This window comes from Microcoleus sp. A6-C6, assembly GCF_036705955.1.
In the GTDB taxonomy this organism is placed as follows: Bacteria; Cyanobacteriota; Cyanobacteriia; order Cyanobacteriales; family Microcoleaceae; genus Microcoleus.
The window spans coordinates 16,839-42,601 of sequence record NZ_JAUBVR010000008.1; the positions used below are offsets into that span (position 1 = coordinate 16,839).

Consider the following 25,763-nt stretch of genomic DNA (forward strand, 5'->3'; position numbering starts at 1 on the left):
GAACTTGAACTTCACCCTTGATAAACTTCTCGCCGGTGACGAACTTTACTGATATCGATCGTGCGGCTGTCGTCATCAATGGTGTAGATTACCCTGTAATCACCAATCCGAATTCGCCAACCATTTTTCTCCCCCTTTAACTTGAGACACCCCGGCGGGCGCGGGACACTTGCTAAAGCATTTATCTGGGGATAAATTCGGCTGCTGATTTCAACGGGCAGAGCATCCAGGTCTTTTTGAGCCGAACGTGCAGTAATGACCAAGTAATCAGACATTCAACATACCCTTTTTCTCAAGCTGCTGCTTAACTTCTTCCCAGGGAACTCTTGGTTCATCTTTTCTAGATTCAATGGTCAAAGAGTCATAAACATCCTCCCAGAGTTCGCCGTGCTTCTCAAATTCGAGCACCACCGCAATTTTTTCGCCTTCGCCGTCAACTAAAAACTGAAAGTCTGTCGGTTCACCGCATTCAGCCAACACATCAACCCAGAAATCGCTGTGTTCTTTGAGGTCAACAATTGCAGCGGTTTTGTTGCCTAGATTATCGGTTAAAAATTGAACGCCGCGCATATTGTAGTTTGGCATATATCGAAGTTTGTAATGTGTACTAAAATTATATCCTAGTTAGAATGATACTAATTTCCCCAAAAAAAGCAACTGTATGCCCATGTTCCAAACCATACCATAATAATCATTAGTAGACCTTTGGCTAAAGTCACCTCTTGAAACTATTTGCGTTGATCTGCGTGCATCTGCCTAGTATCTGCGGTTGATCGGCTCTATCAAAATTTCATGCAAGAGGTCTATTGATTCTCAATCTTAAATCTAAAATTTCAAATCGCATGAATCATCAATCTTGGTTGACACAACTAAAAAAACACCGGGCGATCGCAGTCATCCGTTCCTCCGAAAAGGAACTCGCTTGGCAGATGGCATCAGCGGTAGCAGCAGGCGGATTTGTGTTTATTGAAATTACTTGGAACACCCACAAAGCTGCTGAATTAATTGCCGAACTCCGCTCGGAATTTCCTACTTTTAGTATTGGTACTGGGACTTTATTAAACTTAGAACAGTTACAGGAAGCCATAGATTGCGGCGCTCAATTTTTGTTTACTCCGCACACAGATTTAGCTATGATTAAAACAGCAGTTGATGCCGGAGTGCCGATCGTCCCTGGTGCTTTTTCTCCCACGGAAATTGTGACGGCGTGGCAAGCAGGCGCTACCTGCGTTAAAGTGTTTCCGATATCCGGTTTGGGAGGCGCAGCTTACCTGAAAAGCCTGCAAGGCCCTCTGGGACACATTCCTTTGATTCCCACTGGCGGGGTGACAGTGGAAAATGCGAAGGTATTTATTGACGCTGGGGCGATCGCCGTTGGTTTGGCGGGAGACTTATTTCCGAAACACTTACTGGAAAATGGAGATTGGCGGGCGATCGTCCAAATTGCCCAAACTCTTACCCAAAAGTTAACAATTAGTTAACCTCTCTTTCCCAATCTAAAATCTATAATCTACAATCTAAAATAGTACAATGTGTGAAACTTTCCAAATCTAAAATCTAAAATCTAAAATCGTCTTAGGTGTGAGGAATGAACAGCATTATCAACTCAACTTACTTCCGCCGCTGCGGAACTTTCTTAGCCGCTTGCGCCCTAACAGTTGCTGCATTTTCTGGGGGACAAAATCCTGCAATTGCCAGTTCGCAGCACAACAAAATTGCCAATAGAATTATGCAGTTGCAGCAATCAAGTCAGCGCTGGATAGAAATTGATTTGTCAAGACAAAGATTAATAGCTTGGGAAGGAAATCAACCTGTTTATGCGGTGACTATTTCCAGCGGCAAATCATCGACTCCCACCCGCACGGGAACCTTTGCCGTTGAAACCAAATACCGCGTTGCTAGAATGACTGGGCCGGACTACGATGTGCCCGACGTTCCCTATACAATGTATTACGACGGAGGCATGGCAATTCACGGCGCTTACTGGCACAATTTGTTTGGCAATCCCGTCACTCACGGCTGCACGAATGTAGCTGTAAATCACGCTAAATGGCTGTTCAATTGGGCCTCGGTGGGAACGCCGGTAGTGGTGCACAAATCTTAGGTTTAGGGCATTGGGCATTGGGCATTGGGCATTGGGCATTGGGCATAGTCAAACACTATTAGGACTGACGCATGGGTAGTCAGAAACCGGGTTTTTTGCGAAATACTTAGTTACAGCCCGCAGATTCGGTAAAAAACCCGGTTTCTTGGTCGGAGTTCATCAGTTCTGGTTTTTTTAGGCGTGCTTAATTCCTAACTTAACTGCACCACTGGTTTATCCTCCAACAACGTTTCATTCGTCAACAAATCTTCCACAGTAATCCGCAAAAATCGCTGTTCGTCCACGCGGAAGAAGATTTTGATGCGATCGCCCCCCGGATACCCCGGCGGCGTCAATTGCGCGATACTGCGAGCTCCATCTTTGTCATTTAGCGGCTGTACTGAAGTTTGGCCCGCGATTTGGCGAGTAATCAGCCGATCGCCGTCAAAATAGATCTCCGTCCCGCCAGTTTCCGCTCCCAATTCGCCGATAATTAATTCAATACTCGGCTGATTTTCTAAAGAAGCTCCCAAGACTAATTCTACCGGTTCGCTCATCGGATAAGACTGGCCCGATTTAATTAAACTGTGCCAACTGTGGCAATTTTCGCGACGGTTCCAGTAGCGAATTGCGTAACTGTGATAGAGAAAATCTTTGATTTCTATGCCTTGACTCAATTGTAGAGCACCTTGGGCGATCGCCTCAAAAGGTTTGTCGCAGCGAATCTTTGCCGGCTCGAAATATTGCTCAACCCAACGCTTTACGGCGGGAATTTGGACAGTACCGCCAACGAGCAAAACTGCATCAATGTCGCCAATTTCTAAACCTTGGCGGCGCGCTTGCTGCAATACTTGATTCATACACTCGTCGAGGTTGTCAAAAAACTGATGTTCGGCGAGGATCGATTCAAAGCGCGATCGGTCTAATTCTAATTCGTAACTCTCAAAATTTTCATCATCAAAATAAACCTCACTCGCCTTATTTACCAAAGATAACTGAATCTTTAACCGTTCTGCCAATCTCGTTGTAATCGGAGATTTTGCTAACTTTTGCGTTTTAACAAAATAGTCAACCAGCCAATTATCAATATCAGAACCGCCCAAATTTTGTCCGGCCTTAGCCAAAACCCTGGCTACTTTTGCCTTTTGTGCCGAAGATTCAGCTAATAATTTTTCGCCCCATTTCAGCAGAAAACCCAGGGGCTTTTTGCCAGCAGAAATGTCCAGGCGCACTAAAGAAAGGTCGAGAGTTCCGCCGCCGAAATCAATGACTAACAAAATTTCGCGATCGGCTAAACCGTAACCCAAAGCAGCCGCCGTCGGTTCGTCCAACATCCGCACCTGTTCTACTTGCAGAGATTCAGACACTTTACCCAACCAATGGCGGTAAGCTTCAAAACTATCTACCGGCACAGTAAAAATTAAAGAATCTACCGGCAAGGGGAGTTCACGAATTGAGTTGACAATTTGGCTCAAATACCATTCACCTACTCGTTCAAAATCAACAATTTGCCCGTCAATTTCCGGCACAAAACCCTGCACCGAAGTGCCAATTCCCCGCTTAAAATTGCGAAAAAACCGAGAATCTCCACTCAAATCAAGGCCTTTGTCGCGGACTTGCTGACCGAGAATAACTTTATTTTGAGCAGCGTCCTCAACGTAGAGCAAACTGGGAATTAGGGGCGGGTTTTGAGCCGAGATTGCCGACAATCCCGGTAATTTCAAAGTTTCTGGCTGCTGGATGGCCTGATTCCAGCGAGCGACGACGGTGTTGCTAGTTCCAAAGTCAATGGCGATCGTCATTGGGCCAAAATACACAGCTATTAGGGATTAGATTATATTATGGTATTTTGAGCCGCAAATGCAAACAGGCGATCGAAATGTTCTTACATGAACATTTTGTTGCAACTGAAAAGGCACGCCACTTTGATAAGCGGCACAAAACTCCCTTGTCCGCAGCAGCCAAGCTTTTACCTTCGATCTCAATACAATTTTTCAAATGTCGCGTAAAAAATGCTGGATAATGGCGATCGCAAAACAGCACTCTTAGCTCTCACACTGCTTGTCCCTGCCGCCAGTATTGGTGCAGTAACAGCATTATATATTGCCGGAAGCTGGGGACAAACACTGTCAGCCTTGTGTCAAGTTTGGTTGCTGGTTTTTCCGATCGCATGGTCTGTTTTAGTTGATCGGCAAAAACTGCATTTCTCCCTCCCCAAGCGCGGAGAATTGCTGGCTGGAGCTATTTGGGGAATATTCATGTTTGCGGTGATTGTGGGTATCTACAGCCTTTTCGGTCAGCAGTGGATCGATCCTGTAGCTGCCAAAGAAAAAGTGCAGCAATTGGGTATTAACAGCCCTAACATTTACTTGATGATTGAAGCATATTTTGTGCTATTCAACTCACTGATCGAAGAATTTACTTGGCGGTGGTTTGTCTGCAACAAATGCCAGATTCTGATACCGGGAAAAACAGCAATATTTCTCAGTTCACTATTTTTCACGCTCCACCACATTTTTGTAATCGCAGCCTACAGCGACTGGCGCGGCGTGATTTTAGGCTCCTTAGCTGTCTTCACCGCCGGGATAATTTGGTCGCACTGTTATCTGACTTACCGTTCGCTTTGGTCAAGTTATATCAGCCACGCGATCGCAGATTTAGCCCTGGCAATTATTGCTTGGCAAATCCTCTTTAACTAGCCACTTTTTTAGCAACTATAGCCCAATACGCGATTGTTAACACTTTTTGTCCGCAGCGATCGCGCCCCAGAGCAATCTCCGTGTCTATTTTTCACATCGTTATGACTGCGGGACTGTCTTAACTCAACCTTATTCGGCTCTGCTGGGATTTAGACTGATGCTGCGCCACAATTTAAACCTAATTTGTTCCCATTGAGAGATGCTTTGTGTTAAAATATCTGTTTTAAATCATAGATTTTGTTGCGCTGGCGAGCGCATAATGCTAACTATGTGAAAACTGGTAAACCATATCGCTGCAAGCATCGGCAGCACAACGCCCAAAAGTACGCCGATTGTGATTCGGAATCGCCAACTCAGGAAAAATGATTCTTTCATAACAGGATTTTTTTGTAAGCGAACTCGTTTGATACATACCGCTAAGCTGGGCCTACTACTTAAGAGTCAAGGTTGCCATGATCTATCTCACTGTATCCTGAGAATTTCTTTGATTTCTACACGATCATTTGATAATTTACGGAACTTGGTTTTTGCGGTAATTACTTAGACAGGATTTCCGCACGTTACATACTCGGTGGAGAAGTGGCAGTCACTTTTGGGGATGCTTTCAGGCGATCGCCTGCCATTAACAACTGCCAAACTCAGGCAGTTAATTAAATTGATACCGATGAAACTCTATGTTCTGTCGCGATTACAAAACCTACCTTTTCAAGCAGTGCCGGACGCATCAAACGGTTTTTTCACACCTCTACGACAAGAGAGCGAGGGATAGTCAAAAAAACAGGTTTTTTTCCTGATTAGTCTATCCATGACTGTGATTCCCGCGATCCCTTTCTGGATTAGCTCGCACCTGTGCAGGTAGTTGAGCCAATAACCATCTCTTAATCCCGAAAAAATATCATATTTTTAAGCAATACTGACTGTACGTATAGTCACTCAAAAAGCACAGTCAACGAGTCATATTTATAGCTATGGGAGCTATCGAAAATCCATATTTTAAAATTAAAAAATTGGTAAGAATTCAGGTCACTGAAATCCTTGCTGGGCAAAGACTTTAGCTCTGGAGCTTGATGCTAAATAAATTTCTATTCTCAATAAATGACGAAAAATGACAGTTTTTCGTCATTTATTGAGAATCAACAGATCAGGACAAAAGCCCTTATTTTGCCCTAAAACCCTTGCCAGACAAGCGTTGGAGCCGTAAGTTGTTAGACCTGAATCCTTACAAAAATTGCATCTAGTTGTTTTTAGTATAAAGTTTTTTTGACCGCGATTTTCATCTGCGGAATATTGTGACGATGGCTACCTTTACCCAATGCTAAAGTTGGGTGAATTTCGGTTTACCGTACCTCTCTGTCGGTAAGATAAGCAAGTGATGTTATGTTAGACACGAAGTATTGTATAACTTCGTATTGGTAGCAAAAAAAGCTGCTGTCAGAGCGGGTATCTGTCTTTAGAAGTAACTTTCGCAGACATCAAATAATCTCCCTACAGGAACTGTTTCAGGATCGAATCAATCATTACTATAAATTGAATGACCGCGACATTATGGATCGATACTGGGGTGTTGCGAACAGTCCCTAGGTTTGATTCTATGTACACACCGGGAAAGTGGTAATTAATCTTCACCCGCCCCTCTTTCCTGTCGGCTCTCACAAAGCGCACTCATCGCAGTGCCGAAACCGAGTCGGATTCTTTAGCGGGAGTTAAACATGAAAATCACCTTTGTTCTTCCTACTCTGTGTCTGACTGGTGGAATTCGAGTAATATCTATTTTCGCAGAACTCTTGAAACAACGAGGACACTCGGTCTTCGTCATCTCTGTACCCCATGTTCAACCGAGTCTGCGCCAGCAAGCCAAGTCGCTGCTGCGGGGAAGGGGTTGGATTTCGACACCTGAAAACGAGCCATCATTTTTCAATAATTTGAGTGTAGAACACAAAATTATCGATCGCTGGCGCCCCATAGAAGACAAAGATGTACCTAACGCTGACGTAGTAGTTGCCACCTGGTGGGAAACAGCCGAGTGGGTAGCAAAACTCTCTCCCAGCAAAGGAGCAAAAGCTTATTTTATCCAGCACCATGAAGTTTTTGACTATCTACCTGAAGGTAGAGTTGAAGCAACTTGGATGCTGCCCATGCACAAAATTACGATCTCTGACTGGTTAGTTGACCTAGCTCGGACTAAATACGGCGATCGCCAAGTTTCCTTAGCTCCTCCGAGCGTTGACACCAAGCAATTTTATGCCTGTCCTCGCCACAAACAATCGGTTCCGACAATTGGCATGATGTACTCTACAATTTACTGGAAAGGAACCGACATCGCCCTGAAAGCTTTTTCCCTAGCTGCTGAAAAAATTCCCAACCTGCGTCTGGTTGCCTTCGGTGTAGATGCCCCATCCTCCGAATTGCCGCTACCGGCCAATGCCGAGTATATAATTCAACCCGACCAAGACAAACTCAAAGACTCTTACAGCAAATGCGATGCGTGGCTTCTGGCGAGTCGCTCTGAAGGCTTCGGCTTGCCAATTATCGAAGCGATGGCGTGCCGCACTCCCGTCATCAGTACCCCAGCAGGCGCTGCTCCTGAAATTCTGAGTGGCGGTACTGGCATACTTGTAAGACCAGAAGATCCCGAAGAAATGGCAAAAGCCATAGAATCTATCTGTCAGTTGTCCAATGCCGAGTGGCAAGCCATGTCCGAAGCCGCCTATGCTAAGGTCATCAATTACTCTTGGGAAGATGCCACGGAGCATTTTGAAGCAGGATTGAAAGTTGCTGTAGAGAAATCTCAACAGCGTGACGTTAACATAGTTTCCTGTTCTCCCTACTATGCCGAAGCAGCACTATGCGGCGTCGGCAGCGGCGCCGGAAAAAGTTAAGCTTTGATCTTAACAGCAGCAATTTGAAATTCTGCGGTAGTCAAGCGAGCGCGGGATTCTGCGTAAGAACTCAATTATCGTTTGGTGGGGTGCTTCTGCTAAAACTCATATCGCCCGTGTCCTGTTTTCTACCCAACAGTCTCGACACGACTTCTGACCGCATCTACCTAAAAGACTGGTTCAATCTTACCGCTGGCCAAAATCTCAAGCCTAGTTCAACAGATGTTTTAAAGCTGACGCCGTTACAGGTTAGACTGGTCTAGTCCTCAAACATCTCCCGATTTCTGATTGAGAAAAAGTCCCTGACGACCAAGTAAGGTCGGCTCTACTATCAAGTTACGATCGCCTCCAACATTCACCTACACCTTGCAGTAAAGCCAAAAAGAGACTCATAAGTTTGAACGAACTACGATCGAGAAGTTTGAGGAACCAGTTTTGATCTTCTACATCTACCTAGTTTATGAAAATTACTTTTGTCCTTCCTACCCTTGCTCTTACAGGTGGCATGAGAGTTTTATCTATCTACACAAAAATTCTCCAAAAGCGAGGACACACAATATTTATCGTCTCTACACCCCCGGAACGACCAAGTTTGATAGAACAATTGCTCTCTGTGCTCAGAGGTAAGGGTTGGGAACCCACTTCGCTGAAAAAATGGTCTTATTTTGACAATGTAGATGTCGAAAGTCGAGTGATCGAAACCTGCCGTCCAGTTACCGACATTGACGTACCTGATGCCGATATTATCATGGCTACTTGGTGGGAAACTGCTGAGTGGGTGTCTAAACTCTCCCCGAGCAAAGGAGCGAAAGTATATTTTCTCCAACACTACGAGGCTTTTGACTACACACCAAAAGATCGAGTAGATGCAACTTGGTGGCTGCCGATGCACAAAATTGCCGTGGCTAAGTGGCTGGAAGACAAGGCTAGGAATGAATTTAAGAATTTGTCTGTATCTCTCGTCCCACCAACCGTGGATACCGAACAGTTTCACGATCCTCAGTCGCGGAAATCGGGGCAGCCGCGAGGCAAGCAGTCAGTTCCCACAGTCGGGATGTACTATTCTATAGCTCCTTGGAAAGGCTCTGCTCTTGCCATTAAAGCTTTCAAGCTAGCGGCTGCAAGAATCCCTAACCTTCGTTTAGTTGCCTTTGGTTCCGGCGAAACCCCTCCTCCAGATTTGTTGCAGCAGAATAGTGAGTATCATAGGATACCTAGTCAAGACGAACTCAAAGAACTTTACAGCAAATGCGATGCTTGGCTGTTTGCCAGCAGCACCGAAGGCTTCGGCTTGCCAATTTTAGAAGCGATGGCTTGTAGCACTCCAGTCATCGGCACTCCTGCTGGCGCGGCTCCGGAACTCCTCGCTGGTGGGGGTGGAATACTTGTCAAGCCAGAAGACCCAGAGGATATGGCAAAAGCGATCGAGCAGATTTGTCAGTTGTCTGATGCCGAATGGCGGGCAATGTCCGAGACCGCTTTGGAGATGGTGATTAATTATACCTGGGAAGATGCAACTGATCTCTTCGAGGCTGCACTGTACACGGCACTGGAAGGTCAGTCACAATTAACGGACAAGCCGTAAAATAGAGGTGGATTTAAAAGATTGGGGTTGGGCGATCGTAAGAGCTAGAATTTAGATCCGGGAAATAAAGTAGTCTTTCTACCATTTTACTGCGACAAAAAACATATGGCTATATTAATCCCAATTACTATGTTCGGTTTGATTCCGGTCGTTCTTTACTTGTTTGTGAGGTTTCCGACTCAGCGGGCAGTAATTATCACTTTTGTGGCAGCGTGGCTGTTTTTACCACAAGTTTCTTATCCCATCCCCCTATTTCCGGCGTATACCAAAGTTTCGGCATCTTGCTACGCCATTTTGCTGGGTGTGATTATCTACGATACTGAGCGCATCACCAAATTTAAGCTTGGTTGGCTGGATGTGCCAATGGTAATTTGCTGTTTGTCTCCAATTATTTCACAACTTACTAATGGTGGCAGCCCGATTTCTCCGACTTTCAACCAAATCGTTACTTGGGGTCTGCCTTATTTTTTGGGACGGTTGTATATGGGTAGTTTAGACGGGCTGCGACAATTGGCGATCGGGATTTTTGCAGGTGGGTTGGCCTACATTCCTTTTACTTTACTTGAAGGGGTTAAGGGCCCAATTCTGCACCAAATGGTTTACGGCGTCAATGCCTTTGAGGACTGGGGTCAAGCAAGGCGTATGGGCGGGTGGAGACCCGTAGTGTTTATGCAGCACGGTTTGATGGTGGGAATGTGGATGATGACAGCCGCCTTAATCGCAGTTTGGCTCTGGCAAACTGGGACGCTCAAAAAGTTTCAGGGCAAAAGCATTAAGACTCTAGCAATTGTATTAACTATCGCTTTTTTTCTGTGCCGTTCTACTGGCGCCTACAGTTTATTTGCGATCGCGTTGTTCATATTATTTTCTGCCAAGTGGTTTCGCACTTCTTTACCGCTGCTATTGGTAATTGGATATATAGCGTTTTATCTGTACGTAGCCGCATCGGGTCAATTTTCGAGCAAAGACGTGATGGCTGTTGTCAATCCCATATTTGGAGAAGAACGAGCCGCCTCTCTGAAGTTTAGATTTGACATGGAAGAGATATTGGGGGAAAAAGCGCGGCAAAAATTTCTTTTTGGCTGGGGGGATTCGGGCGGAAACCGCGTGTACAACCAGTACGGTACAGATATCTCGGTCACCGACAGCTTGTGGATTATTGCATTTGGTACTAACGGTGCAGTCGGTTTAGCTAGTTTATTTTCTTCATTGTTACTTCCTGTTATCGTCTTTTGCCTGTTCAAGTATCCCGCCAGAACCTGGTCTAATCCCAAAGTAGCGCCCGCTGCGGTCCTGGGAGTAGCCTTAACTATGTATATGTTTGACTGTGTGTTGAACGCTATGACTAACCCGATTTTTGCGCTCATTGCTGGAGGAATATCGGGTCTGGTTTTAAAAGCTCCAGAAAGTCTTAAGGCCAAGAAAACCATTTCGCCGCCAAGAAGACAGTCGCTAGTTCACCAAAAATCATCCTAATTTTCCAGCTTTGAGCGCGCTCAAAGCTGGAAAATCTCTTGCATTTTCTAGATAGAAAACTTTAAAAATCTACCACCTTTGTATTAAATCTAGTTCGGGAGTTGCGATCTCTTTCTCAGTCGATCAAAATTAGTGTAAAAGAATATTGATTACATTAATTAGCAAGGGTTCAAATATTAGCACGGAATTGTGTTTTTATTGAAACTGTGTTACGAGTTGTAAAGCGAACTGGGTTTATATACTGTTTGCTAAAACGAGCAAATTCTTTACAGAATCTTTAAAAATCCTGACTCGACAGGTAGGGTGTAGGGAGATATACTAAAGAAAGTATATTCACCCCCACGCCCAAGTAGTAAAAACACTCTTGGTATAGTGTGGGTTATTGTTTGACTTGTAGTTGAATATTAAGGCTGGATGGGAATAACAAAAATGAAAACAGTTAATTTATTGAACATAGTGATAGATAACTTTACGATTTTAGAGTTGTTTGAAAAACTAGACGATGAAGGCGGTGTCGTATTTACACCCAATGTAGACCACTTAATTAAGTTGCAATATGACCGCGACTTCTATGAAGCTTATAATACATCTAGTTATAGAGTCTGCGACAGTCAAATCTTGATGTATGCCTTAAAGTTTTTGGGTACTCCTATCAAGGAAAAGATTTCTGGTTCTGACTTGTTTCCGGCATTTTATATGTATCACAAAGATCACGAGGAAATTAAAATATTTTTGCTAGGAGCTGCGGTCGGAATTGCTAAGAAAGCCCAGGAAAAAATCAATCAAAAAATTGGTAGAGAAATAGTGGTTGAAGCACTTTCTCCTTCTTTTGGCTTTGAAAAAAATGAGGCAGAGTGTGAGGCAATAATTGAGGCGATCAATCAATCAGGAGCTACAGTTCTGGCTATAGGAGTGGGAGCGCCTAAGCAAGAGAAGTGGCTGGTTAAATATAGGAGCAAATTCACACACGTGAAAGTTTTCTTAGCCGTAGGTGCAACCATTGATTTTGAAGCTGGTTGCAAAGCAAGATCTCCCAAATGGATGAGCGAAGTCGGTATAGAATGGGCGTACCGACTGTTAAGCGAACCAAGAAGGTTGTGGAGAAGATATTTGATAGAAGGTCTGCCATTTTTTAGATTAATAGTAGAACAAAAATTAGGGTTTTATAAAATGCCTTTCGTTGATAGTTAAACCACGAAGCTAGAATGGAAAGGCGGTTCCAAAACACTGGATCTACAAATCAATAAGGTCAATGAATCCGAGTATGATATCGGGCGTTTAAATTCAGCCCCAGACGGATGGAATCTGTGGAAAGTGCGATCGCCCTTTCTGCCAAAAATATTCATTTTTGGTTTCAAATCCAGGTAAAATCGAAAGGAAACCTTTCTTGCAAATCCCTAACTAGGGATTTAAATCATGAATTTGCCTTCTTTCTTGTGGTTGTGGAAAATAGCAGCTTGGTCAATGGGCGTTTCCCTGTTAGCTTACCTGTTGCTGGCCGTTACTGGAACCTGGATGTTTGCCGCCCGCAGTACGAAACAGCCGCGCCCGAAATGGCTGCGTCCCTTTCATTTGGCGACTGGTACGGGGATGGCGACTTTGGTAATTTTATTGTTGGGAATTGGCGTAGTCGGTACGCTGGGATACTACGGCAATTTGGGTCACTCGGCTCATTTACCAGCGGGGTTAGCTGTTGTGGCTTTGGTGTTGGTTTCGGTTGGTAGCGGGCTGCAAATTGGCCCTAAACATCCTTGGGCGCGTCCCCTTCATATTGGCGCTAATTTGGCTTTGTTTGGGGGATTTGTGATTGTGTTGCTCACAGGATGGACTATTGTACAAAAATATTTACCAAAAGTTTAACGTTTGTAGTCAGGACTTCAGTCCTCAAAGTTTTAATTCCACTGAAGTCCCTACTACAAACCTGCTGCTTTAGCTGTGAAATCTAAGATATGTTGAGCGGTAATTTGCGGTTTTTCTAAGTGGGGAACGTGCCCGCAGTCGGGTATCCAAATTAGTTTAGAATTTACGATCGCACTTTTAAACTTTTCTGCATCCGCAATCCCTAAAATTCTATCTTGTTTTCCCCACAAAATCAAGGTCTGCTGCTGAATTTGGGAAAGTTTTTTCCCAAAACCGCCGTAACCGCCGCTTTTGGTAAACGCAATTAAAGCTTGATTCCAGTTGGGCATTTCCAAGTGCAAAGCAGCGCAAGTTTGTGCATCTACAGAAGCTAAGGTTTCGTCGAAATAAGCATTGACGCTAATTTTTTGACGAATTTTAGGGTTTCGCAAAAAGGAAGTTGCTAGAGTTCCTAAAGGAGGAATTAAAAATTTACCCTTATTAGGAGTGATCGCAAAACCTGCACTGTCTATTAATACTAATTTTTTGACTGCTTCGGGATGATTTAGGGTAAAGTCTATTGCTGCTGCACCTCCCATCGACGCGCCAACTAAGATTACTGGTTGCGAAATTAGCGTTTTCCAGAAATAGTATAGATGACTTCCAATCGCCTTTTGACTGAATGGCAAACCTGCCACTCTTTCTGTAAAGCCAAAACCTAACAAGTCAATTGCCCAAGTCTCATTTTTTTTGGCTAGAAGCGGTAACAGACGGCGATATTCAAACACGGAACTGTCGAAGCCGTGAATTAGCAAAATAGGTGTGTTTCCGCTGCCTTGATGCACGTAGGTTGTGGTAATTGGCTCAGCGGTTAGGGAAGTTGTAATTGCTGACTGTTGAATGCTTTGGGCTAAGGCGATTGAGGTGGATTCTGTGAGTTGTGCGATCGACTTTGGGAGAAAACTTGCTGGCATAATGCTTGATAAGTTGTGAATTCGTAGCGCAGGTGCTCCCGCGATCGCCCTAAGACTTAAGTATATATGCTCGATCGCCCTTATTTAAGTATTTAGGTCGATCGCTACTTAAGTATCGCTCAGCCTGATTTAAGGATGAGTTTGCTGACATCTGCTAAAATATTTGAGAATTGTTGCCAATAATTATTTTTTAGTTTACTATGCTTAAGGGCAGTAAGTCTTACTTGATCTCAGTTAAAGCGCAAATCAGCATCTAGCGCCAGAGAGATTAAAACTAGGAACCTGCCAAAAACCCGTCTAATGTCTGGGCGCTGGGAATAGCTGCACGCCTAAATATTCAAGGCTAAAGAGTGCGCTAGAACGGAAAATTTAGCCCTATCTGCGATTTTATACCGATCGTATTGAGAATATATCTCAAGTCGATCGCACCAGCAGGCCAAATAACTTGTTATTAAAGTCGATCGACTTCCAAAACAGATGAACAAACCATACAGTCAACAGAACCAAGAGTCAAACCCCTCACAGTTCAAGGGTTTTACCTTTTACGGCGAGACACCAGAAGTCTCGGAAACCGAAGACAGCAGCACAAAACCTCAGATAGAAGTTCAACCAAACTCAGCTCAGAGTAAATCATTCCCCCTAGCAATGGCAAGCATCGGCGACAAGCTGCGGATATTTAAACTCAAGGGTTCAGAAGGCACTGTGCGTCGCCTCATCGGCATGGGATTTGTCTCCGGTATCGAAGTTCAAATCATCAGCAATTCTGGCGGTTCAGTGATTGTAGCAATGGGCGACAACCGCATCGGTTTGGGCGCAGGTATGGCACAGAAAATTATGTGCATAAATTAGGGGAATTGCCATAAATGTACAGCAATCTTATTTCATTTGTGAACAAGATTTTTTTTATTAACCGCAGAGGGCGCAGAGGGCACAGAGGAAGAGAAAAGAGAGATATTCACAAATACTGAGAGGGTTGCTACATTCAAGAGTTTGATTAAATTTGTACAAATTTAGACTGAATCAAAAAAAGAAATGAACGAGAAGAAACAACTGGGAGATTTAGCTGTTGGCAGCACCGCAAAAGTGGTTGGCTATGAGAAAACAGCCCGCGCTTATAAAGGCAAATTGTTAGCAATGGGATTGACACCGGGAACCGAATTCACTGTTACTCGCCACGCACCTCTGGGAGATCCCGTAGAAATCTTAGTGCGGGGTTTCAAACTCAGTTTACGCAAAGATGAAGCAAAAACTCTATTTGTAGAGGAGGTGAAATAATGGCTAAGCAAATTATTGGATTGGTGGGTAATCCCAACTGTGGTAAAACTACTTTATTTAATGCTTTGACAGGTGCTAACCAGCGAGTGGGCAACTGGCCTGGTGTCACCGTCGAACGCAAAGAGGGAAAATATACTCACGATGGTTTACCAATTACTATCGTTGACTTGCCAGGGGTTTATTCTCTTGATGCTGAAGACGGAGATACTGGCCTTGACGAATTGGTAGCGCGAGATTATTTGCTATCTCGCGAAGCTGATGTAATTATTAATATTGTTGATGCTTCCAATATAGAGCGAAATTTGTATCTCAGCACCCAAATTTTAGAGATGCGTGTGCCCATGATAGTAGCGCTAAATATGATGGATGTTGCCAAAGAACGAGATACCAAAATTGATGTTAGCAAACTCGCAGAACGCCTCGGCTGTATGGTTGTGCCAATGAGTGCTGCGTCAAATGACGGATTGCCACTGCTGCGGGATGCTGTGAATAAGGCGCTACAAAAGCCGATCGTACCATCTGCTTATGTCGCTTATCCGGCTGCGATCGAAGATGCGATCGCCCAACTCATCCCGCACATCGAAAAATACAGCCCAAATCGCAACGTAGATGCCCGCTGGACAGCCCTTAAACTCCTAGAATACCAGGATGAAGTCGCCCCCGAACTCGCAAATACAGAATTAGAAAAAATAGTCGTTCCGCACCGCCGCAGAGTCCACGAAACCCTCGATGACGACTTGGATATTATCATCGCCGACAGTCGGTACACCTACATCCGCACCCTCACCCAAGGCGTAACCGAATGTTCCAGGGAAATCAAAACCAACCTTTCCGACAAAATCGACCAAGTTGTGCTTAACCGCTGGTTAGGTATTCCCGTATTCTTGATGGTGATGTACTTCATGTTCACCATTTCGATTAACGTTGGCGCAGTGTTTATTGACTTTTTTGACATTTTGTTTGGGACAATTTTTGTAGACGGTTTAGCTGCTGTTTTAGAAAGCGTCAATACTCCTGGATGGTTGATTGGACTGCTGGCAAAAGGTGCTGGCGGTGGCATTCAAACCACAGCTACTTTTATTCCCCAAATTGGGATGATGTTCTTGTGTTTGTCTGCCCTAGAAGACTCTGGCTACATGGCGCGGGCAGCCTTTGTTATGGACAGATTAATGCGATTTGTCGGACTTCCCGGCAAGTCCTTTGTGCCGATGATGGTAGGTTTTGGGTGCAATATTCCCGGAATTATGGCGACGCGGACATTGGAAAATAAGCGCGATCGCACAATGACGATTATGATGAATCCATTCATGTCTTGTAGTGCCAGATTAGCAGTTTACGCCCTATTTTGTGGCGCATTCTTCCAAGTCGGTGGTCAAAACATGGTGTTAGGACTTTATCTGTTAGGAATTTTAGCCGCAGTTCTCACCGGGCTAATCTTAAAAAATACCCTTTTGCAAGGAGAAGCTGCACCGTTTGTAATGGAACTCCCGCCCTACCACATTCCCAAGCTCAAAGGAGTGCTACTGCGGACTTGGGATAGATTGCAAGCTTTTATCAAAAAGGCCGGAATTGCGATCGTGATCATGGTGGTTATACTAGGATTCATGAGCTCAGTGGGCACCGACGGTTCCTTCGGCAAAGACAACAGCAAAGACTCAATTCTTAGTGCAGTCGGCCGCGCGGCAACACCTGTATTTACACCAATGGGAATCACCCAAGAAAACTGGCCCGCCACCGTCGGTTTGCTAACAGGAGTATTTGCCAAAGAAGTAATGGTTGGAACCTTAGATTCATTGTACACCCAACTAGCAGACGAACAAAAAGCAGCCAGTGGAGAACCGGAAAAAGAAGAAGAATTTAGTTTCTGGGGAAATATCGGCAAAGCATTTTTTAGCATACCAGAGAATCTTACAAAACTTCCCGGTCAACTTTTCGATCCCCTCGGCTTAAATTCTGCTAATATTACCGACCAAAAACAAGCGGAAGAAGACCAAGGTATCTCTGGTAGCACCTACGGACAAATGTCCCAGCGGTTCGGTTCCAATCAAGCAGCTTTTGCTTATTTGCTTTTTGTATTGCTGTACTTTCCCTGCGTCTCCGCAACGGCTGCGCTTTACCGCGAAACTAACTTAGGTTGGACAATATTTGCGGCTGCTTGGACTACTGGTTTAGGTTACTGGGTTGCAGTTCTCTATTATCAAGTCGCGACATACGCAGAGCATCCAGAATCTTCAGTTATTTGGGTAGTGAAACTGGCAATAGCTATGGCCCTGACACTGGCGGGATTAAAAATGGCTGGTGCAAAACGCCCCAAACGGCGCGAAGCAATAAGTCAATAACTGTAGGGTGCGTCGCTATCGAAAATTCCTAAATAAAGATCACAATCTCACAGCGACGCACCGGTGCAAAATAGATTGACTCGGACAAGTCTGTTGGGTGGGGGCGGGTTTACAATATTATTTATTTTTGCCATAAATTGTCTGTGAACCCGCCCCTACAAACCCTAAAATTATTAACCAATGAATTCACAAAAAAAACATCCCAAGCTCCTGTAGGGGCGGGTTCACCAACCATCTATAGAAAAGACAAAAAATCTCATAAACCCGCCCCAACCCGACCACTATTCACATCAACATCTTACGACAAGAAAGGAGAAAAACCATGATTTTAAGCGACATCCAACAGTTTATTTCCCAAAACAAAAGAGCTTCTATCGCCGATTTAAAACTCCATTTTCGGATGGACGGCGATGCTTTGCGCGGAATGCTCAACCGCCTGATGCGTAAAGGCCGCATCAGTAAAATGGCAGAGGCAAAAAAGTGCGGCGGATGTCACAGTTGCGCTGACGATGCTACGGAGATTTATGTCTGGGTAAATGCCGATAAATCCTCACCTGTAGCAGAACCAGTGTCTGCAAATTGCCATTAAATTCGACAAATTCAGGGTGCTAACTCAACAATTGTCCTACAGCAATCGCCATCAATCCCAAACCTCCCTTTTCCTCTCTAACTCTGCGCCCTCTGCGCCCTCTGCGGTTAATAAAAAAATCTTGTTCATAGCTCAAATACAATTGCTATGAAATCATTAATTCCTCTCGACTACGGCAGCAACCAAATCCTTGTTTGATGGGTGTTTCACTGGTAAATAAATGGCAAATTCAGCTTCCTGACCTATTTTGGAATTCACTTCAATTCTACCCTCATGCTTCTCAATAATTTGGTAGGAAATCGAGAACCCTAAACCAGTCCCTTTCCCGACAGGTATGGATTCCTCGATAATTGTCATCGTTGGGATGCGACACTTAAAATTTAAAATCTAAAACTGGTTGGCGGCTGTGTAGAGATAGCCAAAAATTTAATATTTCTTCCCCGACTTGTTCTGGATAGAAGTGATGGAAAAAATGCCGCCCGTCTGGACATTCCCAAAGCCGATCGCCTTTTTTGAGAAATTTCGACCAGCGTCGCATCACAATAGGAGATACCACAAAATCGGTTTTGCTACTACATATCAACAAAGGTACTTCTACACCCTCATCGCGGGAATTATTCATCCTAAATAAGGAGTGAGGACAAGGAGAACAGGCTAAATCATCCTCAAAATATGGTATAAATTTTTGATTGATACTTTGATTTTGGAATCCCAGCATATCGCTAACCATTTGAGTTAAAACTTGTTTCCCACTCCAGGGAAAAGCTGCAAGATGCGTATAGTAATGTGCTTGCCAATTAACCGCAGATGGTATACCGACACCTAAAAGTCCCAAAGAACTTACTTTGTGAGGATAGCGACGCGCATACATTAAACCAACTAATCCACTGGTACTGTGACCAATGAGATGAATTGGGCGATCGCGCAATGTTAAAAAATCGTGCAAAAGCTCAACAGCCATATCCAAAGAGCAAGCTTCGTCTTCAGTTTGTTGGTATTCCCATACTTGCACGGGTACAGAATCGTTTAAGTAGGAAAGCAGCGATCGATCGAAGCATTGCAAACTCGGACTTACACTTAACCAAAGCACATCATCTGAACTAAATTTCATCTATTTTAAGTTGGAGATCGAGTTATTTATGACTTAAGTATAACGTTTGAATGTAGGGTGTGCAATGCGCACTTTACCGCTACTAATTAGGTGGGCATAAAAAATATCAGGAAATAGAAAGAGGGCGGGTTTTGCCTTGATCAACTGCGTGATATCATAGACTCTTAACTAAACCCGCCCCTACCAGATACCATTATTTTTTCGCAATGACCTACTTACTAGCAGTCTACAAACTAAATTCTTTCTTGAGTTGAGATACCCAAGATTTGATCCGGGCTTCCGTCAGATCGGATTGGTTGTCTTCATCAATAGCAAGACCTAAAAACTTGCCATTAACTACAGCTTTAGATTCATTGAAATCATAACCGTCTACCGGCCACTGACCGACAGTTTCGCCGCCCTGTTCCGAGATTTTTTCAGCCAAAATCCCCATCGCATCCATAAAATTATCCGGGTAGCCTTCTTGGTCGCCAGTTCCCAAATAAGCTACTTTTTTGCCGCTAAAATCAATATCATCAAGTTCTGGGAAGAAACCATCCCAATCGCTTTGCAGTTCGCCGATGTTCCAAGTCGGACAAGCGATAATCAGACATTCGTATTCAGCAAAATCATCATTGTCAATGCTGCCGATTTCGTGCAAAGTTACGATATCGCCGCCAAATTCATCTCGAATCATGTCAGCGATAGATTCAGTTTTGCCAGTTGTAGTTCCGTAGAAAAGACCAATTGTTTTTGACATTTTTACTCCGAGTGTGAAATTTGATAGTGTTTGATATTTCTTTGTTTTGAGTCAAGATTTGGCATTTCTTGTCTGCAATTCAGACAAAAATAGTAGACGCGATTGTGGCTAACCTGAGAAATTAGAGAGTCAAGGCAGCAAGGACACTGTTTTTTCATCTGCTTAAAGTTGAAAATTAATCAACCAAGCTGACTCACTCAGATCGGGGTCGGGTTCGCAGTCAATTAGTAATAGATTCAGCGTCGTTTGTACTTTTAGACTGCGCGGGATGCCGGCGGGTACAAACACAAATACTCCCGGTGTTAAAGTGACTGTGCGATCGCACACCGTGAGAGTTCCCACTCCTTCTAAGACGGCTATGCTGACATCTGTGGAGTGATCCAAGTCGGGTATTTCGGAATTTCTACCCAAACTGATCAGTTTTTGGCTGGTCGGTTGTCCGTTGCCGATTCGCGAGGCTGACGCGGAAACTATTGCTGCTGTCACGGTGATTGACCTCCAGGTACTGTTAACTTCCGGTAGTTATTGCAATTAATATTCAATAAGCTACCATACAATTTAGATAAATTGTCAAGACTTAAATATTAATATTTGTTACAAAAAGGTGGCTTTACTGGAGACTTTGGGGAAATTACAGCCTTAAATTCAGACCTAGCGGTAGTTTTGGGCGATCGGGCCCGAATGTGAGGTTGTTTAATTTTCAAAATACTTGCTAAATATTTGCATTTATCTGTTAAAATCTTGGGCAGGTTGGAGGCGGATTTGTCGATCGACCAAATCCGCCCCCAACCTGCCACTAATGACAACCGGCTAATTCTTCGCCCCTACGCCAACATACATAATCGAGGTATCCTGATTAATTTGGATTTTAAACAATCCAGACTTTTTGTAATCAATATAGTTAGCGATATTAGAGAGTAGCACTTGAGAAACTTGTTGGAAACTTGCCAGCGAAGGAAATAGCTGCTTTCCACTTGTAAAATTTCCCCAAAAACCGTGCATTTCGGATAAAATGGCGCCCATTTCTCCAAACATATCAAAACCTTTAATTTTAATCTTGCCAAAACCCGTATCCCGCATTACCACAGAAAGTTCCTCCGGGGTAATAAACTTTTCCCAATCGTGAACGCCTCGCTTAATTTCCTGCAAGATATTTTCCATCAGTTCAATCATCACAATTTGCGAGGAAAAAGTTCGGTTGATTGTATCAAAAAAGAACAGTCCTCCGGGCTTGAGAATTCTGTGAACCTCTGACACAACTTGTTTGTAATCGGCAACGTGTTCTAAAACATCTACGCAGATTACAACATCGAAGGTATTGTCAGCGTAGGGCATATTTTCGGCAAAGCCTTGACGGTAGTCAATTTCAAAACCGCTGGTAACTGCGTGATTCTGCGCTGCTACAATACATTTGTGCGATCGATCTATTCCAGAAACCACCGCGCCTCTCTCGGCCATAAACTCGCAAGAAAAACCGCCGCCGCATCCGACATCTAAGGTTTTCAGCCCTCGCCAATTCGTTGCGTGTCTGTCGAAAAACTCAAATCTAGGTTTATTTAGATGGTAAAGAGCATAGATTTTAGCATTTTCGTCCCACCAATTATCAGCATTTTCGTCATAAAATTCTAGATCGTTTTTTAATTCTGTTTTCCTGGACACGATTTTTTCAATCCTGATTGATGAAAGATATAGATGCAGTTGTGAATCGCCACAGTTTTTTATTATAATAGTTTTGCCATAAATTTCAACCAGATGGATCGCGTTTCTATTATCATCCCAACCCTCAACGAAGCGACTTGTCTGGAACGCACCTTGCGCCAACTGAGCATTCTCAATCCTCCTGCTTGGGAGGTTTTGGTGGTAGACGGTGGCAGTCAAGACGAAACAGTGGCGATCGCACTTTCCGCCGCCACCCGTGTTATTTTTAGCAGTATGCCGGGACGTTCCGTGCAAATGAATTTAGGTGCGGAAACCGCTACAGGCGAAATTCTGTGCTTCCTCCACGCCGATACTTTGGTTCCCGACGACATCGTAGCAGTTATCCAAAACACATTATCCGATCCGAAAATTGTCGGCGGCGGATTTATTTCCCTGATGGCTGGTTCGCAGCACACAAGATGGGGTTTTTCGCTGCACAATTACCTAAAAACTTACTACGCGCCGCTGCTATTTCGCCCTCATTTGTTTGTTAAAGGATTACGCTTGCTGTTTGGGGATCAAGTTATTTTTTGCCGCCGCACTGATTTTTGGGAATGCGCAGGTTTTGATGTGGCACTACCAATTATGGAGGAGGCAGATTTATGTTTAAAATTGGTGCGGCGGGGTAAAATTAAGTTAGTTAATCGGGTTGTGGAAAGCAGCGATCGCCGAGTGGCGCATTGGGGCGAATTTAAATCAATTTGTATCTATCTTGCGATCGGTTTTTTGTGGGGTTTTGGCGTTGATCCGAAATATCTCAAGCAGTTTTATGAAGACATCCGCTGAAACACAAAATCCGTTTAAATTCCCAGAATGTACTGGCTGTATTTTTTGGGCAAAACTTTCTGCAACAGGTAAATGATCGCCAAACAAGCGAACAAAGTACCTGTCACTAAAAACCCGAGCTTCAGCAGCGGATGTACGGGATCAATAAATTTATAAAACACTAACAACACATATTTCACGACTGTCGAATCTAGGAGATATATCGGGAATGAATAAGCCGCCAATATTTTGATTAATCCCGATACTCTACTGGGAAGTGCGATACTCTTAGCAAATGCGAGGATCGATAATACGAATAAAATTGCGTATCCTTGGGAAGATAGTTTGAAAAACGATCGCAGAAACCATCCTTCTGAATTAACTCCACTTATCAGGTAATATTCCCAAATACTCGATAGATAAAAGAGGATAGTTGCTCCTAAAATTGGTATTCTTATGCCTTCGAGAACGGGTTGGATTTTGTCATAGGCTGCGCCCAAATATAGACCGGTTGAAAATGGCAAAATCCAACTAAAAATCCAGCGCTCCATCAAAGGTAGAGGTATTGATATGTATTTGAAAGCGGCTAAGTAAAACCCTATTGTAAAAATTGTTTGAATTATCAAACCCAATGCTAAAATTTTTCTGGGTTCTAAAAATCTTAGTTTCACTAGGAGCCACCACCAACCGTAGCATTGAACAATCACCACGATGAAGTAATAGGGAGGCATTACGGAGCCTGTCAGGATATCTCTGAGTAATGAAAGTAAATCAAATTTTTGGAGTGAGTCCCAATTATTTAAAATGTACAAACCTACTGACCAAAACAGATAGGGAGGTATAATTTTTGACAGTCTTTTTTTGACTACCTGTGCGGGATTATTTTGATTTTCCAGTTTGTTGGTGAGAAAAAAACCGCTGAGCAGTAAAAATGCAGGTACGCAAAATAGTTGCAATGTATCGATCGCGACAAAGATGATTCTGCGATCGCGAAATGCCGAAAACCCAGCATGAGTAATGACAACACTGACGATCGCTAAAGCGCGGATCAAGTCAAATTCAGCAAACCGATTAGATGCTTTTTGCATGGTAACAATTAGATTACAAACATTAGGGTCAAATCAGGAATTTTCTGTGTGATGAATTTTTACAATAGCAGAAAATATTATATTTGCTCCTCTATTCAAAAAAGTTATCTCTGGGAAAATAAGTCACACCATTTTCAAAAAAAATGCAACTGTAGGCCAGTGCTACCCATATTTCATCAGCCATTGCCAATTCTAAAATCTCAAATTAAAAATCGGATCACGAAGTGCTGGGATTGAGGAATCAAGACTGTTGCGAAAAAAAAATCTACCTAAAGATAGGTAGACTTGGAGAAATGTTTAAGCAATTAATTAAAAGTTAGCTAACCGTTGTTGTGATGGATGTGCGACGCCGAAACACTATCCAATTGATCGCGCCCGTTGCGGATCACGCGCAGCATATCGCTCAGCTTGTGCTCAATATTATCGAGCACTTGGTCAGCATAATCGTCGGCGCCGTTTTGAATTTCCTCGCATTCAGTCATCGCCCTGACTCTCATCTCTTCCAGTTCCTCTTGAGCCTGGTAGCGAATTTGTTCCACTTCCGCCAGCGTCGCCTGCTGAATTGCCTCGCAGTCGAGCAAAACTTGCTGTCGCAACTGATCTGCTTCTACTTTTGCCTGCTGGATTAGGCCCATATCATTTAAAAGTTCTGCCGCTCGCTGTTCTGCTGCTTCTATCACTTCTTGAGCGTAGAGTTGAGCTTCTTGGAGCAGTTCGTCCTTGTGCCGAATGATCATCTCGGATTCCTGAAAGGCGATCGGCAAATTTAGCCTCACCAAGTCTAACTGATCGAGTAACTGTTCTTCATCCACCAGAGTGCGTCTGGTCATGGGAATTCGCGGACTGTCGAGAACAATTTCCTCAAGCCGATTCAATTCCCGCTGGATGTCTACTCCTGCGGTTCTGGTGTCGTCTCCGAAGGCTGCTGTGTTCTGAGGTGATTCGTTCTCAGTGCTGCGTCCGGTAGTGTCGGGTTCGATGCGATTTGGTTCCTGCTGGCGTAACATTTGTAAATATCTAGGGCGACGTGTTTCGGAACAAGATGATCTACGGAGCCACCAAACTTGGCAATTTCTTTAACTACACTACTACTTAAAAAGCTGTACTCGTTAGAAGTTGCCAAAAAAACTGTTTCAATTTCACCCATAAGGGTTTTATTGGTGTGGGCCATCTGGAGTTCCATTTCAAAATCTGTTAATACCCGGAGTCCCCGCAGCAGCACTTTGGCTTGTCGAATCTTAGCATAGTTTACTGTCAAACCCTCAAAACTGTCTACTTCTACGTTTGGCAAGTGTTGGGTAGAGCGCCGGATCTGCTCGATTCGTTGCTCTACGGTGAATAGAGGGGTTTTGCTGGGATTTTTGACTACTGTAACAATTACGCGATCGAATAATCTAGACCCCCGCTCGATAATATCTGCGTGACCGAAGGTAATGGGGTCAAAGCTGCCTGGATAGATTGCAATCACGAGTTTTGCCAGAGAGTGGGGGAGGGGGAGAGGGGGAGAGGGGGAGATGGGGAGAGGGGGAGATGGGGAGAGGGGGAGATGGGGAGAGGGGGAGAGGGGGAGATGGGGAGATGGGGAAAACCTTCCTTTTTCCTTCTGACTGCCAACTGCCAACTGCCAACTGCCAACTGCCAACTACCAACTGTCAACTGTCAACTGTCAACTGCCCACTGTCAACTGTCAACTGTCAACTATCTTCTACTTTTTGATGGAATGAGCTTTGTAGAAAGTTTCGAGGCTTTGCCTGTCGCCCACAAACCGCCAGTGCCAAGGCTCATAACTAACGCCTTGGCGGTTGTTTTTGGGGAAGGACATTTCAAAGCTGAAGGCGGGAGCGTTGGCTTCTAGCCACTTGAATGCTTGGGTACTGTCAAAGCTGGGACTGAGGTTAGTGTCGGGGGCGGAGCCGTCGCCAATGTCGATCGCGTAACCTGTATGGTGTTCGCTATATCCAGGAGGGGCGCTGACTTCGGCTCGCTTGGTGGCGTTTTGCCTGCGTTCGGCTTTTACGTCAAAAAATACGTGCTGTTGGTCTTCCACGGAGCGAAAGCCGGATATGGGAGCGAAATAGATCCCTGATGCGGCGGCGGCGTTAGCCATTTCTTGATATTTTGCTGCTGCGGTTTTGCGGAGTTTGATGCCACCGTCGGAAGTGACGTTTACCAAGTCTGAGGCTGGTGCTTCTGGGTAAGGCAAGTGTCCCAGCAGGTTGTCTGGGGTTGCGGGTTTTGAGTTGGTGGCTGGACTCGCGGCCACCCCTGACGGCGAGCTCGCCGCTGCTGGGTTTTGTTGAGTTTGTTCTGCCCGACTGGTTGCTGGGAAAAAGTTAAAGTTGAAGTGCAGCCAAATGCTGACTCCAAAGGCTACGGCGCCCAACCCTAGCAGTTTCCAAATCAGCCCTTTTTTCTTGGACTGGCTCGCTCCTGCTTCTATGTATGGGTGATCTCGCACTGCTTCTGGAATTTCGTCAGCGGCAAGCTCTGAGGCTTGCGGGGTTTTTCTCGACAGACTAGCGTTATCCAAGCCAGCTCCACTCCTGCACTTCAATAAGGCTCAACGTTACAAATTGTAGACCGATTGCGCGCGATCGCACATCCACAATTCCCGCTGAGAATAT

Annotated in this window: 27 protein-coding genes; 13 read left to right on the forward strand and 14 right to left on the reverse strand. The window is 44.3% G+C overall.

Translation table 11 applies throughout. The features are described 5' to 3' along the window. Positions 1-11: 11 nt before the first annotated feature. Both QUB52_RS05340 and QUB52_RS05345 read right to left on the reverse strand, forming a co-directional pair. Positions 12-275, reverse strand: a complete 264-nt coding sequence (locus tag QUB52_RS05340; RefSeq protein ID WP_265237788.1) for a type II toxin-antitoxin system RelE family toxin — start codon at positions 273-275, stop codon at positions 12-14. Next, positions 268-585, reverse strand: coding sequence for a hypothetical protein (locus QUB52_RS05345; RefSeq protein ID WP_332967941.1), 318 nt, complete (start codon positions 583-585; stop codon positions 268-270). Before QUB52_RS05345 ends, QUB52_RS05340 begins: the two co-directional genes overlap by 8 nt. Before the next feature lie 257 nt (positions 586-842). Between QUB52_RS05345 and QUB52_RS05350 the strand changes: the two genes are divergently transcribed. After that, positions 843-1,481 carry a bifunctional 4-hydroxy-2-oxoglutarate aldolase/2-dehydro-3-deoxy-phosphogluconate aldolase gene (locus tag QUB52_RS05350; protein ID WP_332974534.1) on the forward strand — a complete coding sequence of 213 codons (639 nt, stop codon included), beginning with the start codon at positions 843-845 and terminating at the stop codon, positions 1,479-1,481. Between the two features lie 107 nt (positions 1,482-1,588). Beyond that, positions 1,589-2,104, forward strand: coding sequence for a L,D-transpeptidase (locus QUB52_RS05355; protein ID WP_265237782.1), 516 nt, complete (start codon positions 1,589-1,591; stop codon positions 2,102-2,104). 191 nt (positions 2,105-2,295) lie between these two features. Here the strand turns inward: QUB52_RS05355 and QUB52_RS05360 are convergent, their stop codons facing one another. Next, on the reverse strand, positions 2,296-3,885 hold the full coding sequence (locus tag QUB52_RS05360) for an Hsp70 family protein (RefSeq protein WP_332974535.1): 1,590 nt from the start codon (positions 3,883-3,885) through the stop codon (positions 2,296-2,298). 210 nt (positions 3,886-4,095) lie between these two features. Between QUB52_RS05360 and QUB52_RS05365 the strand changes: the two genes are divergently transcribed. The 6 genes from QUB52_RS05365 to QUB52_RS05390 all read left to right on the forward strand — a co-directional run bounded on the left by QUB52_RS05365 (position 4,096) and on the right by QUB52_RS05390 (position 12,582). Then, positions 4,096-4,782, forward strand: coding sequence for a CPBP family intramembrane glutamic endopeptidase (locus QUB52_RS05365; protein ID WP_332974536.1), 687 nt, complete (start codon positions 4,096-4,098; stop codon positions 4,780-4,782). A gap of 1,709 nt (positions 4,783-6,491) precedes the next feature. Next, positions 6,492-7,661 (forward strand): glycosyltransferase family 4 protein, encoded by a 1,170-nt coding sequence (locus QUB52_RS05370; protein ID WP_265237779.1) that lies wholly within the window; start codon positions 6,492-6,494, stop codon positions 7,659-7,661. A 460-nt stretch (positions 7,662-8,121) separates the two neighbouring features. Continuing rightward, entirely contained in the window at positions 8,122-9,246 is a 1,125-nt protein-coding gene (locus QUB52_RS05375) for a glycosyltransferase family 4 protein (protein ID WP_332967938.1), read from the forward strand. Positions 9,247-9,351: 105 nt separating this feature from the next. After that, positions 9,352-10,722 carry an O-antigen ligase domain-containing protein gene (locus QUB52_RS05380; protein WP_265237777.1) on the forward strand — a complete coding sequence of 457 codons (1,371 nt, stop codon included), beginning with the start codon at positions 9,352-9,354 and terminating at the stop codon, positions 10,720-10,722. A 429-nt stretch (positions 10,723-11,151) separates the two neighbouring features. Continuing rightward, positions 11,152-11,913 (forward strand): WecB/TagA/CpsF family glycosyltransferase, encoded by a 762-nt coding sequence (locus QUB52_RS05385; RefSeq protein ID WP_265237775.1) that lies wholly within the window; start codon positions 11,152-11,154, stop codon positions 11,911-11,913. A gap of 225 nt (positions 11,914-12,138) precedes the next feature. After that, positions 12,139-12,582, forward strand: a complete 444-nt coding sequence (locus QUB52_RS05390; RefSeq protein WP_265237773.1) for a DUF4079 domain-containing protein — start codon at positions 12,139-12,141, stop codon at positions 12,580-12,582. A gap of 53 nt (positions 12,583-12,635) precedes the next feature. Here the strand turns inward: QUB52_RS05390 and QUB52_RS05395 are convergent, their stop codons facing one another. Further along, the gene (locus tag QUB52_RS05395) at positions 12,636-13,535 is read right to left on the reverse strand and encodes an alpha/beta fold hydrolase (RefSeq protein WP_265237771.1); all 900 of its coding nucleotides are present in this window, start codon (positions 13,533-13,535) and stop codon (positions 12,636-12,638) included. A 477-nt stretch (positions 13,536-14,012) separates the two neighbouring features. On the opposite strand from QUB52_RS05395, the gene QUB52_RS05400 reads away from it, so the two are divergent. The 4 genes from QUB52_RS05400 (at position 14,013) to QUB52_RS05415 (ending at position 17,738) form a co-directional block, all read left to right on the forward strand. Continuing rightward, positions 14,013-14,384 (forward strand): FeoA family protein, encoded by a 372-nt coding sequence (locus tag QUB52_RS05400; RefSeq protein ID WP_332974537.1) that lies wholly within the window; start codon positions 14,013-14,015, stop codon positions 14,382-14,384. A gap of 183 nt (positions 14,385-14,567) precedes the next feature. Then, positions 14,568-14,810, forward strand: a complete 243-nt coding sequence (locus QUB52_RS05405) for a FeoA family protein (protein ID WP_265237767.1) — start codon at positions 14,568-14,570, stop codon at positions 14,808-14,810. Further along, positions 14,810-17,149, forward strand: coding sequence for a Fe(2+) transporter permease subunit FeoB (gene feoB, locus QUB52_RS05410; protein ID WP_332974538.1), 2,340 nt, complete (start codon positions 14,810-14,812; stop codon positions 17,147-17,149). The genes QUB52_RS05405 and feoB overlap by 1 nt, the downstream gene beginning before the upstream one ends. A 322-nt stretch (positions 17,150-17,471) precedes the next feature. Then, positions 17,472-17,738, forward strand: a complete 267-nt coding sequence (locus tag QUB52_RS05415) for a FeoC-like transcriptional regulator (protein ID WP_332974539.1) — start codon at positions 17,472-17,474, stop codon at positions 17,736-17,738. Between the two features lie 156 nt (positions 17,739-17,894). Here the strand turns inward: QUB52_RS05415 and QUB52_RS05420 are convergent, their stop codons facing one another. The 5 genes from QUB52_RS05420 to ubiG form a co-directional block, all read right to left on the reverse strand. Beyond that, positions 17,895-18,095: an ATP-binding protein gene (locus QUB52_RS05420; RefSeq protein ID WP_265237806.1), complete on the reverse strand. Its 201-nt coding sequence runs from the start codon at positions 18,093-18,095 to the stop codon at positions 17,895-17,897. A gap of 16 nt (positions 18,096-18,111) precedes the next feature. Next, positions 18,112-18,849: an alpha/beta fold hydrolase gene (locus QUB52_RS05425; protein ID WP_265237761.1), complete on the reverse strand. Its 738-nt coding sequence runs from the start codon at positions 18,847-18,849 to the stop codon at positions 18,112-18,114. A gap of 226 nt (positions 18,850-19,075) precedes the next feature. Further along, positions 19,076-19,588, reverse strand: a complete 513-nt coding sequence (fldA, locus tag QUB52_RS05430) for a flavodoxin FldA (RefSeq protein WP_265237759.1) — start codon at positions 19,586-19,588, stop codon at positions 19,076-19,078. A 162-nt stretch (positions 19,589-19,750) separates the two neighbouring features. Next, positions 19,751-20,074, reverse strand: coding sequence for a cupin domain-containing protein (locus QUB52_RS05435; protein WP_332967930.1), 324 nt, complete (start codon positions 20,072-20,074; stop codon positions 19,751-19,753). Positions 20,075-20,398: 324 nt separating this feature from the next. Further along, on the reverse strand, positions 20,399-21,247 hold the full coding sequence (gene ubiG / locus QUB52_RS05440; RefSeq protein WP_265237756.1) for a bifunctional 2-polyprenyl-6-hydroxyphenol methylase/3-demethylubiquinol 3-O-methyltransferase UbiG: 849 nt from the start codon (positions 21,245-21,247) through the stop codon (positions 20,399-20,401). A 93-nt stretch (positions 21,248-21,340) separates the two neighbouring features. Here ubiG and QUB52_RS05445 point away from each other — a divergent pair, with 93 nt between their 5' ends. After that, the gene (locus tag QUB52_RS05445) at positions 21,341-22,072 is read left to right on the forward strand and encodes a TIGR04283 family arsenosugar biosynthesis glycosyltransferase (protein ID WP_265237754.1); all 732 of its coding nucleotides are present in this window, start codon (positions 21,341-21,343) and stop codon (positions 22,070-22,072) included. 14 nt (positions 22,073-22,086) lie between these two features. Here QUB52_RS05445 and QUB52_RS05450 read toward each other — a convergent pair whose 3' ends face one another. The 5 genes from QUB52_RS05450 to QUB52_RS05470 form a co-directional block, all read right to left on the reverse strand. Continuing rightward, a complete protein-coding gene (locus QUB52_RS05450; RefSeq protein ID WP_265237753.1) occupies positions 22,087-23,139 on the reverse strand; it encodes an acyltransferase in 1,053 nt (350 codons plus the stop codon). A gap of 320 nt (positions 23,140-23,459) precedes the next feature. Then, positions 23,460-24,146 carry a DivIVA domain-containing protein gene (locus QUB52_RS05455; RefSeq protein WP_265237751.1) on the reverse strand — a complete coding sequence of 229 codons (687 nt, stop codon included), beginning with the start codon at positions 24,144-24,146 and terminating at the stop codon, positions 23,460-23,462. Next, positions 24,029-24,607, reverse strand: a complete 579-nt coding sequence (gene coaD / locus QUB52_RS05460; protein WP_265237803.1) for a pantetheine-phosphate adenylyltransferase — start codon at positions 24,605-24,607, stop codon at positions 24,029-24,031. The genes QUB52_RS05455 and coaD overlap by 118 nt, the downstream gene beginning before the upstream one ends. Beyond that, complete coding sequence (locus QUB52_RS05465; protein ID WP_332976124.1) at positions 24,604-24,795, reverse strand: hypothetical protein; 192 nt, start codon at positions 24,793-24,795, stop codon at positions 24,604-24,606. Before QUB52_RS05465 ends, coaD begins: the two co-directional genes overlap by 4 nt. Positions 24,796-24,844: 49 nt before the next feature. Next, on the reverse strand, positions 24,845-25,669 hold the full coding sequence (locus QUB52_RS05470) for a M15 family metallopeptidase (protein ID WP_332967926.1): 825 nt from the start codon (positions 25,667-25,669) through the stop codon (positions 24,845-24,847). Between the last annotated feature and the right edge of the window lie 94 nt (positions 25,670-25,763).

Bases quoted from the DNA above. Each gene is read 5' to 3' on its own strand.
- QUB52_RS05340 (WP_265237788.1), bottom strand. From the start codon at position 275: ATGTCTGATTACTTGGTCATTACTGCACGTTCGGCTCAAAAAGACCTG.
- QUB52_RS05345 (WP_332967941.1), bottom strand. From the start codon at position 585: ATGCCAAACTACAATATGCGCGGCGTTCAATTTTTAACCGATAATCTA.
- QUB52_RS05350 (WP_332974534.1), top strand. From the start codon at position 843: ATGAATCATCAATCTTGGTTGACACAACTAAAAAAACACCGGGCGATC.
- QUB52_RS05355 (WP_265237782.1), top strand. From the start codon at position 1,589: ATGAACAGCATTATCAACTCAACTTACTTCCGCCGCTGCGGAACTTTC.
- QUB52_RS05360 (WP_332974535.1), bottom strand. From the start codon at position 3,885: ATGACGATCGCCATTGACTTTGGAACTAGCAACACCGTCGTCGCTCGC.
- QUB52_RS05365 (WP_332974536.1), top strand. From the start codon at position 4,096: ATGCTGGATAATGGCGATCGCAAAACAGCACTCTTAGCTCTCACACTG.
- QUB52_RS05370 (WP_265237779.1), top strand. From the start codon at position 6,492: ATGAAAATCACCTTTGTTCTTCCTACTCTGTGTCTGACTGGTGGAATT.
- QUB52_RS05375 (WP_332967938.1), top strand. From the start codon at position 8,122: ATGAAAATTACTTTTGTCCTTCCTACCCTTGCTCTTACAGGTGGCATG.
- QUB52_RS05380 (WP_265237777.1), top strand. From the start codon at position 9,352: ATGGCTATATTAATCCCAATTACTATGTTCGGTTTGATTCCGGTCGTT.
- QUB52_RS05385 (WP_265237775.1), top strand. From the start codon at position 11,152: ATGAAAACAGTTAATTTATTGAACATAGTGATAGATAACTTTACGATT.
- QUB52_RS05390 (WP_265237773.1), top strand. From the start codon at position 12,139: ATGAATTTGCCTTCTTTCTTGTGGTTGTGGAAAATAGCAGCTTGGTCA.
- QUB52_RS05395 (WP_265237771.1), bottom strand. From the start codon at position 13,535: ATGCCAGCAAGTTTTCTCCCAAAGTCGATCGCACAACTCACAGAATCC.
- QUB52_RS05400 (WP_332974537.1), top strand. From the start codon at position 14,013: ATGAACAAACCATACAGTCAACAGAACCAAGAGTCAAACCCCTCACAG.
- QUB52_RS05405 (WP_265237767.1), top strand. From the start codon at position 14,568: ATGAACGAGAAGAAACAACTGGGAGATTTAGCTGTTGGCAGCACCGCA.
- feoB (WP_332974538.1), top strand. From the start codon at position 14,810: ATGGCTAAGCAAATTATTGGATTGGTGGGTAATCCCAACTGTGGTAAA.
- QUB52_RS05415 (WP_332974539.1), top strand. From the start codon at position 17,472: ATGATTTTAAGCGACATCCAACAGTTTATTTCCCAAAACAAAAGAGCT.
- QUB52_RS05420 (WP_265237806.1), bottom strand. From the start codon at position 18,095: ATGACAATTATCGAGGAATCCATACCTGTCGGGAAAGGGACTGGTTTA.
- QUB52_RS05425 (WP_265237761.1), bottom strand. From the start codon at position 18,849: ATGAAATTTAGTTCAGATGATGTGCTTTGGTTAAGTGTAAGTCCGAGT.
- fldA (WP_265237759.1), bottom strand. From the start codon at position 19,588: ATGTCAAAAACAATTGGTCTTTTCTACGGAACTACAACTGGCAAAACT.
- QUB52_RS05445 (WP_265237754.1), top strand. From the start codon at position 21,341: ATGGATCGCGTTTCTATTATCATCCCAACCCTCAACGAAGCGACTTGT.
- QUB52_RS05450 (WP_265237753.1), bottom strand. From the start codon at position 23,139: ATGCAAAAAGCATCTAATCGGTTTGCTGAATTTGACTTGATCCGCGCT.
- QUB52_RS05455 (WP_265237751.1), bottom strand. From the start codon at position 24,146: ATGTTACGCCAGCAGGAACCAAATCGCATCGAACCCGACACTACCGGA.